Source organism: Cedecea davisae DSM 4568, assembly GCF_000412335.2.
Classification (GTDB): Bacteria; Pseudomonadota; Gammaproteobacteria; order Enterobacterales; family Enterobacteriaceae; genus Cedecea; species Cedecea davisae.
Window position 1 is genome coordinate 734,897 of record NZ_KE161030.1, and the last position, 12,027, is coordinate 746,923.

Genomic DNA, 12,027 nt, shown 5'->3' on the forward strand with positions numbered 1-12,027 from the left:
AGAAAAATGCCCCTGATAATCCGCAAAGCCGTCCCCGAAGATGCCCCTCTTATCTCTACCCTTGGTGCGACGAGTTACCGCTATCATTTCCAAAAATTCTGGCAATCTGAAGATGAGCTTCAGGCCTTTATTGACGGTGAATATTCGCTGCCTACGCTGGCGAAAAGCCTGTCCGACCCTGACGTTGGCTGGTTTATTGCTGAAAACAAAGGTGCAATTGGTTTTGCCAAAATAAGCTGGGATCGCTCGGTTCCGGGGCGGCCGTTTTCTGGCGCCTTGCTTAACAAGCTCTACTTTGCTCCCGGTGAGACCGGTAAGGGCTATGGGAAAGCGCTTTTTGACAGAGCGATTGAGCTGGCGAAAGAAAGGAATCAGAACTACTTCTGGCTGGAAGTGCTTGAGGGCAATGAGGGCGCACGGCATTTTTACCTGTCCCAGGGCATGAGCCACTTAACAAGTGAGACCTTTACCAGCGCGACGCAAACCAGCACGCTATATATTCTTGGTAAACCGCTATAAACCCGGCAAGAGATTTCGGTATAGCCCGCTGGGCTGATAGCATTTTCAGGCTCCCTCCGTTTTTTTAAGCGGCGGGATTGCCGCCGGAGTTACGCCCGGCGGACGGCAATATCGACATATCTTGTTATTTCTTAACTCCCCTCTGATACAAAGGTCTTCTTTCCGGCCTCTATTTCTGCGGCGTAAACTAGCCGCTGATAAAGACAAGTGGCCTAACCTCAAAGTGATAAATTCCTGGTTGAAAAATATTACCCTGGCAGCCGCGCTTAGCCTGCCCGCAGCGGCTTTTGCCGCGCCACATGTTCAGGTCGGTTTTTCGCCGGAAGGGTCGGCGCGGGCGCTGGTATTGCAGGTTATCGCCCAGGCGCATAAGTCTGTCCGCATGATTGGCTACTCCTTCCAGGCTCCCGACATCGCTCAGGCGCTGGTGGAGGCTCGTAAGCGGGGCGTAGAGGTGAGGGTAGTGGTGGATAAAAAACGTAACCAGAACAAGGCCAGCCTGAAGGCGATGAGCTTTGTCGCTGCCAATGGCGTTCAGCTGCGTATTGACGGGCACTATCATATCCAGCATGACAAAACGATCATCGTCGATGAGCAAACCGTTGAAACCGGCTCGTTTAACTATGCGCCTTCTGCTGAAACGGAAAACAGCGAAAACGTGGTGGTGCTGCGAGACATGCCGGATGTTGCCAGCCAGTACGTTGCGCACTGGCAAAGCCGCTGGGAGCTGGGCGTGCCGTTTACCGGAGAAACTTCGGTATAGCCTGGCGCGGGTTGATCTCCTTGGTTGTTATGTTATAACGTTTCTCTTTCGCGATTGGATCGCAAAGGAGAGCGTTATGATAATGAAGAAATCTGCTTTTATTCTGGGAATGGGCGTTCTGCTGTCGGGAACGCAGGCGCTGGCTCACGGCCATCATCACGGCAAACCGTTAACCGAGGTCGAACAGAAAGCCAGCGAAGGTATTTTTGACGATACCCATGTGAAAGACCGCTCCCTGGCCGACTGGGAAGGTATCTGGCAGTCGGTAAATCCCTATTTGTTGAGCGGTGATTTAGACCCGGTACTGGAGAAAAAAGCCAAAAAGAGCGGCAAGAGCCTGGAAGAATATCGGGCGTATTATAAAAAGGGTTATGCGACAGATGTCGAAACGATTGGCATCGAGAATAACGTCATCGAATTCCACGTAGGAAAAGAAACCGCCAGCTGCCATTACGATTACGCGGGCTACAAAATTCTGACTTATAGCTCAGGAAAGAAGGGCGTGCGCTACCTGTTTGAGTGCAAAGACGGCCAGTCAAAAGCGCCAAAGTTTGTGCAATTTAGCGACCATATTATTGCCCCGCGTCAGTCTCAGCATTTCCACATCTTCACCGGGAGTGAATCCCAGGACGCATTGCTCAAAGAGATGGATAACTGGCCAACATATTACCCGTACAATATGACCAAAGCGCAGGTAGTTGACGAGATGCTGCACCACTAGAGAAGGAAAACGGGCGGCACATTCGCCGCCCGCTGTTTAACCATCAGAACAGGTAGCGAGTGCCCAGGGTAAATTCGCTGGTGGCAAGGCGAGCCTTCATTTGCTCGTCCTTCAGGCCGCGTACGTTGCCGAAGGTATTGTAGCCGCTCTCGATTTTGCCCATATCCACGTAGCGATAGCCAATGTCAAAGCTCAGGCGCTCCAGCGGCGAATAGCTGACGCCTGCGCCAAGCGACCAGGCCAGGTTGTTTTGCGTGCTGGAGGCGTATTCCCGGGAAGTATTACCCTGCCAGCCGCCCGCTTTTACCTTCGCAACCCCGAGACCCGCGGTGCCGAACAGTGAAACACCGTAGCCCAGTTCATAGTCGCGATAGACGTTCAGCATCAGCCGTTCTGTTTTCAGCTTCAGGTGGTTGTAGCTGGTCGGGAAGGCGGTGGAGCCGCTGCTAAATTCGGTTTTCTGGCGGAAGGTATATTCCCCCTCGGTACGCCAGCCGTTGCCGTACTGGTAACCGGCAGCCAGCGACGCGCCGCCGAGTCTGTCTTTTTCTTTACCGTCAACAAACTGCCCAACGCCGGGACGGCTGCTGGTGTCCTGGTCGCTGGCACGCTGCTCGCTTTGCAGGTATTTAGCCGAACCGTAATAGCCTTCATCCCCGTTTGCGGCCAGAGCCTGCCCGGCACACAGCATTAACGGAAGCGCCCATAAGCCTGTTTTAATTTTCATATTTTCCGCCCGATATCGTGTTATTTCAGCTCGTTCTCAATCGTTTTCAGCGCCTCAATAGCGCAGGCCTGGTCGAGATGCCCGCCCGGTGCGCCGCCGATGCCGATTGCGCCAATCACCTGCTCACCGGCTTTTACCGGCACGCCGCCCGCCAGCAGCAGGAAGCCAGGGATATCGCGCATATTGGCCGCGCCCGCGTTGGACTGAGAGCCTTTCATCACGTTGTCGGTTGGGTTTTTGGTGGTCAATGAGGTCCAGGCTTTCATGCGGCTGGCTTCGACGGTATGCGGCCCGGCATTATCCATGCGCTTCATCACCAGCGGCGTGCCGGAACGGTCAACCACGGTCACCGCCACGTTATAGTTATCTTTGGCGCAAACCTGGAGTGCGCTTTGCGCCAGCTTGTCGGCAAGCTCAAGGGAGAGGTTTTTCTGGCTCAGTACGCCGGTTGCCGCGCTGGCGCTAGAGATTACGCTGCCCATCAGCAGGGCGCTTAACAGAAGACGTTTCATGATGTTGCTCCATATTGGTTTGCTATGGGTCAATACTATGAAACGCGGCGCTGGCGGGAAATTGGCGCGAACACCTAACTTTCCTGGTAGTTTTACTTAGTCTCTTTGACGACTTCACCGTAGATTTTGAGCAGTTTCGGCAGGGAGTTAACTTCAAGCTTGGTGAAAATATTGGCGCGGTGCGCCTCCACCGTGCGCGGAGAAAGCGAGCACTGTTGGGCAATTTCCTTGCTGGAATAACCCAGGATCAACAGCTCCAGCATCTCCTTTTCGCGCGCGGTCAGAGTCGCGAGCTTTTCCTGGAGAGGTTGCCATTTCTGCTTTTCCTCAAGCCGCGTTTTTTGCTGCTCCATGGCGGCTCCGACCACTTCAAACAGCAGGTCGGCATCAATCGGCTTGGTCAGAAACTCAAAGGCACCATTTTTAAAGGCGCGGCGGCACAGATCGATGTTGCCGTGCCCGGTCATGATAATCACCGGCAGCGCCAGCCCTTCCTGCGTCCATTCGTCCAGCAGAGTCAGCCCTGTTTTGCCCGGCATACGGATGTCGAGCAGCATACAGCCGTCGAGCAGGGCGAGGTCGCCCGCCTGCTGCTGAAAAGCCTGGGCGCTGTCGAAGGCGTGAGTCTCCCAGCCCACCGTTGAAAGCAGCAGCTTCAGCGAGTCGCGGATCGCCGCATCGTCATCAATAAGCCAGATGCACTGTTCCATTATTTCTCCTCGCCGTTGAGCGGAAACCAGAGCCTGAAGCAGGCGCCCTGTCCCGGAATATTGCTGGCTTCGATAGTGCCGTTCAGGCGCTGAACCAGGGTGTCGGTAAGCGCCATACCCAGGCCAATGCCCCCGGCCCGGGTGGTGAAGAACGGAATGAAAACGTGCTCCAGCGCCTCGGGGGATAACCCCGGCCCGCCGTCGCTCAGGGTTAACACAATGCCGTTGTTTTCAGCCTCGATCTTGAGATGAACCCAGCCCGAGCCGCTGGTTTGCGCCTGGATAGCGTTGCTGACGATGTTATGCAGGATCTGCTCAATCCATAACGGCGGAGCAAACAGCGGCGGCAGCGGGTCGGCAAAGTGGCCGGTTGCGCGGATTTTCCCCGTCCGCAACTCGTTATCCAGCAGCTTGCACACCCGCAGCCAGAGCCGCTGGAGATCGACAGGCTGGAATTCGGCCCGCTCGCTGGTTAATTTTTGCCGGAACTGGCTGAGCAGGGCATCAATACGTTTTATCTGGAGCACCGAGGCCTCCAGCAGGCCGGGAACCTGGGCCGGATTATTCTGTTTTATCAGCCTCGCCGCCGCCTGGTTATAGCTCATTACCGCCGTCAGCGGCTGGTTCAGCTCATGCACCATGCCCGCCGCCAGCTCGCCCATGGTATTGAGCCGGGTAAGCTCGGCGTAGCGGGCGCGCAAATCTGCAATATCGCGGCGGCGTTTATTCACCTGATACTGCGCCAGCAGGTAGAGTGCAAGCGCCCAGAACAAGGCCGGGGAGATAATCAGCCACCACGGCAGCTTAGCCCATTCAGGATTATCGCCGACGGAGAGCAAAAGCGGCTGGGTAGGGCTGGCGACGGTTTTATCCCAGCGCCAGTAGTAAGACGCGCCAGAGTCGCCCTGCTGGTAGAGCAGGGTGGCGTTCCAGCTGATATCGAGATAGCGAAACGTCTTTTTCTCTCCGAGGGTATCGAGCAGGGTTTTCAGGTCGATTAACAGGGACAGATTTGGGCGGTTAAGCCAGTAGCGGCCGTCGCCTTCGGGCACGATAGGCAGGCGCGGTTCGAGGTTGTTATGCCGCCGCCACATGACGATTTGCGGCAGGATCTTTTGCACCTCGCTGGCATCCTGCCTGACCGGCAGCAGCGGAATAATGGCGTCGTGCTGGGACAGCTTCACCGTGACCTCACGGTAGAGAATGCGGAAGTCGGCGGACTTCTCCTCGTACTGCTGCTGTAAAAACCAGGCGCTAAGCCCCGCGCAGCTGAGCAGCGTTAGCAGCAGCCAGCTAAACAACCTCAACATGCTAAATCCCTTTTTGCGCCGTGGTGAAAATGTGGATTCAGTATGGAGTAACTTGCGGGCAAAAAAAAGCGAGCGCCGTAGCGCCCGCCTTGATGACAAGTTCTGCTAAATCAGTGCTTGTTACAGCCCGCGCACTGTTTGTTCTGGATCTGCTGGAAGAAGTCGTTGCCTTTGTCATCCACCAGGATGAACGCCGGGAAGTCTTCCACTTCAATTTTCCAGATGGCTTCCATACCCAGCTCCGGGTATTCCACCAGTTCCAGGCTCTTAATGCTCTGCTGAGCCAGAACCGCCGCCGGGCCGCCGATGCTGCCGAGGTAGAAGCCACCGTGTTTGTGGCAGGCGTCGGTCACCTGCTGGCTGCGGTTGCCTTTCGCCAGCATTATCATGCTGCCGCCGTTGGCCTGAAGCTGATCGACATAAGAGTCCATACGGCCTGCGGTAGTTGGGCCTAAAGAGCCTGAGGCGTAACCTTCTGGCGTTTTGGCCGGGCCTGCGTAGTAGATCGGGTGATCTTTCACGTACTGCGGCAGCGCTTCGCCGTTATCCAGGCGTTCTTTCAGCTTAGCGTGGGCGATGTCGCGCGCTACGATAATGGTGCCGCTCAGGGAGAGGCGGGTAGAAACAGGGTAAGCTGAAAGCTGGGCGAGGATCTCTTTCATCGGCTGGTTCAGGTTCACCTTCACGGCTTCGCCTTCACCGGCCTGGCGCAGCGCTTCCGGGATGTACTTCCCAGGATTGCTCTCCAGTTTTTCAATCCAGATCCCGTCTTTGTTGATTTTCGCTTTGATGTTGCGGTCCGCGGAGCAGGAAACACCCATGCCAATCGGGCAGGATGCGCCGTGGCGCGGCAGGCGCACAACGCGGATGTCGTGGGCGAAGTATTTCCCGCCAAACTGCGCGCCGAGGCCGAGCTTCTGCGCTTCTTCCAGCAGTTCCTGCTCCAGCTTCACGTCGCGGAAGGCCTGGCCGTGCTCGTTGCCTTCGGTTGGCAGCCCGTCGTAATAGTGGGTGGAAGCCAGTTTCACCGTTTTCAGCGTGGACTCAGCCGAAGTTCCGCCGATAACGAACGCAACGTGGTATGGCGGGCAGGCCGCGGTGCCGAGCGTACGCATTTTCTCAACCAGGTAAGCTTTCAGCTTCGCCGGGGTGATAAGCGCTTTGGTTTCCTGATAGAGATAGGTTTTGTTGGCCGAGCCGCCGCCTTTGGCAACGCACAGGAATTTATATTCGTCGCCGTCCACGCTGTAGAGGTCAATCTGAGCAGGCAGGTTGGTGCCGGTGTTCACCTCTTTGTACATATCCAGCGCGGCATTCTGGGAATAGCGCAGGTTATCTTCGATATAGGTGTTGTACACGCCCTGAGACAGCGCGGCTTCATCGCCGCCGCCGGTCCAGACGCGCTGGCCTTTTTTACCCATGATAATCGCGGTGCCGGTATCCTGGCAGGTCGGCAAGATGCCTTTGGCGGCAATCTCAGAGTTCCGCAGGAATTGCAGCGCCACGTATTTGTCGTTTTCGCTGGCTTCCGGGTCGTGAAGAATATCGGCAACTTGCTGCTGGTGGGCAGGGCGCAGCATAAACGCCGCGTCGTGGAAGGCCTGCTGTGCCAGCAGAGTCAGGGCCTGAGGTTCTACTTTCAGCACCGGCTGGCCTTCGAATTCGCTAACCGAAACGTGTTCACGGGTTAACAGATAATATTCGGTTTCATCGTGCGCCAGAGGGAAAGGGTTCTGGTAAACAAAAGGTTTGTTCGACATAGCTCATTACTCCATAAAAATAAGCCGCCGGAAGTTGCCCCCCAGCGGCTTTAAATCAGAACAGCATCGCCATCCACGGATAACCAATCAGCAGCAGTGCGGCGAGGAACAGGCCGCCAAAGATGGTGCCAAGGCGCCAGTAATCTTTGGTTGGCAGGTAGCCGCTACCGTAGTAAATCGGGCTTGGGCCTGTGCCGTACGGGGTGATGATGCCCATGATGCCCAGCGAGGTCACCATCAGCAGGCAGAACACTTCCATATTCATGCCGGGGATAGTAGAAGCGATGGTCAGCATGGCCGGCAGCAGCGCGGTAGTGTGTGCGGTGGTGCTGGCAAACAGGTAGTGCAGCAGGTAGAACGCCAGCAGCAGCACGATGGTTGCGGTGCCCGGGGCGATGCCGCTCATTAGCGCGCCGCCTTCTTTACCCAGCCAGGTGATGAAGCCGGTAGAAGAGAGGCCGTCTGCCAGGGCGACGAGGGTGGCGAACCAGACAAAGGTGTTCCACGCCGCTTTATTGTTGGTGATGTCGTTCCAGTTCAGCACGCCGGTCCACAGCATCAGGACGATGACCAGCAGGGCGGCCAGGGCTGGTTCAATCCAGCTGGCGGCGAAGATCCACATCATCAGCGCGAAGCAGACGAACACCAGCAGCAGGATCTCATTGCGGGACAGCTTACCCAGTTTTTCCAGCTCGCGGCTCGCCCATTTTGGCACTTCGTCGTTCACTTTCACTTCCGGCGGGTAGAGCCAGTAGGCCAGCAGCGGCATGGTCAGCAGCAGCAGCAGGCCAAGCGGCAGGAAGGCGAGGAACCACATGCCCCAGGAGATGTTAATCCCGACGATGCTTTTCACCAGCGCCAGCGCCAGCAGGTTAGGTGCCAGAGCGGAAAGGAACATTGAGCTGGTGATACAGGCTGCGGTAATCGCCACCCACATCAGGTAAGAACCAATTTTACGTGCGCTCGGGTCGTTAGGTTTAGAGCCGTACAGCGGCGGCAGGTTGGCAATAATCGGATAGATAGTCCCGCCGCTGCGTGCGGTGTTGGACGGGGTAAACGGTGCCAGCAGCAGGTCAGCGAAGGCAATGGCGTAGCCCAGCGTCAGGCTGCGGCGGCCAAGATATTTCACCAGAATCAGCGCCAGGCGGCGGCCGAACTGAGTTTTATCGTAACCGGCGGCAAACATAAATGCGCCGAAGATAAGCCAGACGGTGGAGTTGCCGAAACCGCTTACCGCCCATTTAAAGGAGGCACCGGCCAGCTTAAATTTCGGGTCGGCCATTTGCTCCGGGCTGAACAGCAGCCACTGGCTGCCAAGGGCGATGACCACTATCCCGGTCAGGCCGATAACGGCGCCGGGCAGAGGTTCGAAGATAAGCCCGACAATCACGCCGACGAAGATGGCAAAGAAGTGCCAGGCGTAAGGCGGCAGGCCGTCAGGAACCGGGACCAGCAGCAGCAACAGCGCAACGATGATGGGCAGCGCCATCATCAGCCAGCGGTTGTTGTTGCCCGCTTTCTTAGTGCTCGCTTTGAGCGGCGGTAGATTGGTGGTTATTACACTCATAATGACACCGTTATAAGTAGTTAAGGATTCGGGTTTTCTATTTCCGGCTAATTCACTTTCTTTAGTTATTTAACTTTCTTTATTAATTAAAGATGAATTTAAGCTGCTTCAGAAATAGCTATTCAGCGCATTTTTTCTGCGATGAATTAAATACTGGTGATATTTATATATTGCGCTTTCGGGGTATATGGCAATTGATCCGGATCAAGAAATGAGATTCTGTTATCTATTTTTAAAATAAATAATAGTTAACCCGGGAGTAGGGTTATTTCCGGTGAAAAGTTATCACTTTGATCATTAAAAATGCGCCTTTAAGTCGATTTTTATCACTTTTAGCTGACTCGATTCTGCGCCGCGCAAGGCCTGGGTTATGTTTCCTGGTGTTGGTGGCGAAGTAATTAAATTGTTATCATCTTTTAATAAGATGTGATTTTTTGGATTTTAATTAATAACACGTTGTGGGTAATTCTGTTATTGAGGTGATTTAATAGTTTTTAAACTAACGTAAATAGTTTGGTAACTAAAAATAGTCTTATATTGTTGCTATGCATAATGGCAAATAACTACAACCAAAAATAACGCCAGCACCCAATTCTCAAGTTTAAATTTTAAAGTTTGGAGTCGCATTATGAACACCGACAAAAACATGCTCAGCACCTTTACCTTACCCAATGGTACGGCGTTAAAAAACCGCCTGCTGATGGCGCCGATGACCACCTGCACCGGGTATTTTGACGGCACGGTGACCGAAGAGCTGGTGGAGTACTACCGCGTTCGCGCCGGCAGCATCGGCACTATCGTGGTGGAATGCTGCTTTATCGACGATCTCGGCCTCGCTTTCCCGGGCGCTATCGGTATTGATAACGACGAGAAAATTGCCGGGTTGGCAAAAATTGCTGCGGCGATCAAAGCCGAAGGCTCCAGAGCTATTTTGCAGATTTACCACGGCGGCCGCATGGTCGACCCGAAACTTATCGGTGGCCGTACTCCGGTTGCGCCGAGCGCCCTGGCCGCTCCTCGCGATGGGGCTGCAACCCCGAACGCTTTGACCACCGAAGAAGTGGAAGGCATGGTTGGCAAATTCGGTGATGCCGTTCGTCGCGCTATTCAGGCCGGGTTCGACGGCGTGGAAATCCACGGAGCCAACACCTACCTTATTCAGCAGTTCTACTCTCCTAACTCCAACCAGCGTGACGACGAATGGGGCGGCAGCCGCGATAACCGCGCTAAATTCCCGCTGGCGGTGCTGGATATTACCCACCAGATGGTGCGCCAGTTTGCCGACGATTCATTTATCATCGGCTACCGCTTCTCTCCTGAAGAGCTTGAAGTTCCCGGCATCCGCTTCGACGACACCATGTATCTGCTGGAGAAACTGGCGGCTCGCGGCCTTGATTACCTGCACTTCTCGCTGGGCTACTCGCTGCGTCCGTCAATCAACGACACCACCGACCCGACGCCGCTGATTAACAAATACTGCCAGATGCGTTCCGCCGAACTGGCGCAAATCCCGGTGATGGGCGTGGGCGGCATCGTCAATGCTTCTGACGTAGAAACCGCGCTGGAAAACGGCTATGACCTGGTGGCTGTAGGCCGCGCCTGCATCGCTTACCCGGACTGGACAGACCGCATCGCCAACGGCGAAGTGCTGGATCTGTTTATCGATAGCACCAAACGCGAAGAGCTGACTATTCCTGAACCGCTGTGGCGCTTCTCGCTGGTAGAGGCGATGATCCGCGACATGAGCATGGGCGGCGCATCCAAATTCAAACCGGGCGTATTCGAAGAAACCGTCAGCGATGACGTAAACCAGTTGGTGATTAACGTTAGCCTCGATAACGAAGGCATCGCGGACATCGCGCTGGCCGAAGGCCCGCAGGACGACGTTGAATTCACGACCAATTTTGAAGAAATTCGTACCCGTATCCTGACCGCCAACTCGCCGTTTGTGGACGCCATTTCCGGCGCGACTTCCCAGAGCGAAGCGGTGAAAAAAGCCGTCTCCAAAGCGATGGTGAAATCCAGCAAGCAGCGGGCGTTTGAAGAGAGCGGCGGCGTTAGCGCCCCACAAAACTACGATGTTGTGGTTGTCGGCAGCGGCGGCGCGGGCCTGGCAGCGGCGATTCAGGCTCACGACGAAGGCGCTAGCGTGCTGATCGTTGAGAAAATGCCTTCCATCGGCGGCAATACCGTGAAGGCCTCCGCCGGGATGAATGCGGCCGAAACCCGCTTCCAGCGCGTAAAAGGCATTAACGACAGCAAAGAGCTGTTCTATGCCGAAACCCTGAAAGGCGGTTACGGCAAAAACAATCCTGAGCTGCTGCACCGCTTTGTGGAGACGGCTCCGCAGGCGATTGAGTGGCTGGCGGATCGCGGGATCATGCTGAACGACATCACCACCACCGGCGGGATGAGCATTGACCGTACCCACCGCCCGCGTGACGGATCGGCGGTTGGCGGCTACCTGATTAGCGGCCTGCTGCGCAACATTAACAAACGCGGTATCGACGTGCTGATGGACACCGCGGTAACCGAAATCCTGTTTGAGCAGGGCGCGGTAAGCGGCGTGGAGCTGCTGACTGACGAAAACGAAGCCCTGACCATTCATGCGAAGAGCGTTATCGTTGCCACCGGCGGATTCAGCGCCAACAGCCAGATGGTGGTGAAATACCGCCCTGACCTGGACGGCTTCGTCACCACCAACCACAAAGGCGCGACCGGCGGCGGTATTGCCCTGCTGGAAAAACTGGGCGCGGGCACCGTGGATATGGGTGAAATTCAGATCCACCCAACGGTTGAGCAAACTACGTCCTACCTGATTTCCGAGTCGATTCGCGGCGGCGGCGCTATCCTGGTGAACCAGAAAGGCAGCCGCTTCTTCAACGAAATGGAAACTCGCGATAAAGTATCGGCGCAGATTATTGCCCTGCCGGAGAAATACGCTTACATCGTGTTCGATGAAAACGTGCGCACCAAAAACAAAGCGGCTGACGAATACATCGCCAAAGGCTTTGTGGTTAGCGCCGAAGGGCCGCGCGAGCTGGCGGAGAAACTGGGTATGGATTACCACACTTTCCTGGCAACGCTTGAGCGTTACAACGGCTTCGTGGAAAATCAGTACGACGAAGACTTTGGCCGTAAAACCGCGCTGCGTAATCCGATTAAAGATGGCCCGTTCTACGCCATCCGCATCGCGCCGGGGGTGCACCACACCATGGGTGGCGTGACCATCAACACTGAAACCGAAGTGCTGAACAAACAGCAACAGGTTATCCCGGGCGCTTACGCGGCGGGTGAGGTTGTTGGCGGCATCCACGGCGGCAACCGCATCGGCGGTAACGCGGTGGCAGACATCATTATCTTTGGCACCCTGGCGGGCCATCAGGCGGCAAGCTGGGCAAAACGTTAAGCCCGAAGCGCCCCGGTTAACGCCGGGGC

The 12,027-nt window shown here is 55.6% G+C and carries 10 protein-coding genes; 4 read left to right on the forward strand and 6 right to left on the reverse strand.

From position 1 onward, the window contains the following. Positions 1–6: 6 nt before the first annotated feature. The 3 genes from HMPREF0201_RS03505 to zinT all read left to right on the forward strand — a co-directional run bounded on the left by HMPREF0201_RS03505 (position 7) and on the right by zinT (position 2,003). A complete protein-coding gene (locus HMPREF0201_RS03505; RefSeq protein WP_016535091.1) occupies positions 7–519 on the forward strand; it encodes a GNAT family N-acetyltransferase in 513 nt (170 codons plus the stop codon). Between the two features lie 238 nt (positions 520–757). After that, on the forward strand, positions 758–1,282 hold the full coding sequence (locus HMPREF0201_RS03510; RefSeq protein ID WP_039897959.1) for a phospholipase D family nuclease: 525 nt from the start codon (positions 758–760) through the stop codon (positions 1,280–1,282). Between the two features lie 76 nt (positions 1,283–1,358). After that, positions 1,359–2,003, forward strand: a complete 645-nt coding sequence (gene zinT, locus HMPREF0201_RS03515; protein WP_016535093.1) for a metal-binding protein ZinT — start codon at positions 1,359–1,361, stop codon at positions 2,001–2,003. 43 nt (positions 2,004–2,046) lie between these two features. Here the strand turns inward: zinT and HMPREF0201_RS03520 are convergent, their stop codons facing one another. The 6 genes from HMPREF0201_RS03520 to HMPREF0201_RS03545 all read right to left on the reverse strand — a co-directional run bounded on the left by HMPREF0201_RS03520 (position 2,047) and on the right by HMPREF0201_RS03545 (position 8,589). Continuing rightward, on the reverse strand, positions 2,047–2,730 hold the full coding sequence (locus tag HMPREF0201_RS03520) for an outer membrane protein (RefSeq protein WP_016535094.1): 684 nt from the start codon (positions 2,728–2,730) through the stop codon (positions 2,047–2,049). A gap of 20 nt (positions 2,731–2,750) precedes the next feature. Continuing rightward, complete coding sequence (locus HMPREF0201_RS03525; RefSeq protein WP_016535095.1) at positions 2,751–3,242, reverse strand: GlcG/HbpS family heme-binding protein; 492 nt, start codon at positions 3,240–3,242, stop codon at positions 2,751–2,753. A 92-nt stretch (positions 3,243–3,334) separates the two neighbouring features. Beyond that, the gene (locus HMPREF0201_RS03530) at positions 3,335–3,952 is read right to left on the reverse strand and encodes a response regulator transcription factor (RefSeq protein WP_016535096.1); all 618 of its coding nucleotides are present in this window, start codon (positions 3,950–3,952) and stop codon (positions 3,335–3,337) included. Continuing rightward, entirely contained in the window at positions 3,952–5,262 is a 1,311-nt protein-coding gene (locus HMPREF0201_RS03535; protein WP_016535097.1) for a sensor histidine kinase, read from the reverse strand. The genes HMPREF0201_RS03530 and HMPREF0201_RS03535 overlap by 1 nt, the downstream gene beginning before the upstream one ends. Before the next feature lie 110 nt (positions 5,263–5,372). Then, on the reverse strand, positions 5,373–7,022 hold the full coding sequence (gene fumA, locus HMPREF0201_RS03540) for a class I fumarate hydratase FumA (protein ID WP_016535098.1): 1,650 nt from the start codon (positions 7,020–7,022) through the stop codon (positions 5,373–5,375). Between the two features lie 55 nt (positions 7,023–7,077). After that, positions 7,078–8,589, reverse strand: coding sequence for a DASS family sodium-coupled anion symporter (locus tag HMPREF0201_RS03545; protein WP_016535099.1), 1,512 nt, complete (start codon positions 8,587–8,589; stop codon positions 7,078–7,080). Positions 8,590–9,217: 628 nt separating this feature from the next. Here HMPREF0201_RS03545 and HMPREF0201_RS03550 point away from each other — a divergent pair. Further along, positions 9,218–11,998, forward strand: a complete 2,781-nt coding sequence (locus HMPREF0201_RS03550) for a flavocytochrome c (protein ID WP_016535100.1) — start codon at positions 9,218–9,220, stop codon at positions 11,996–11,998. Positions 11,999–12,027 lie beyond the last annotated feature (29 nt).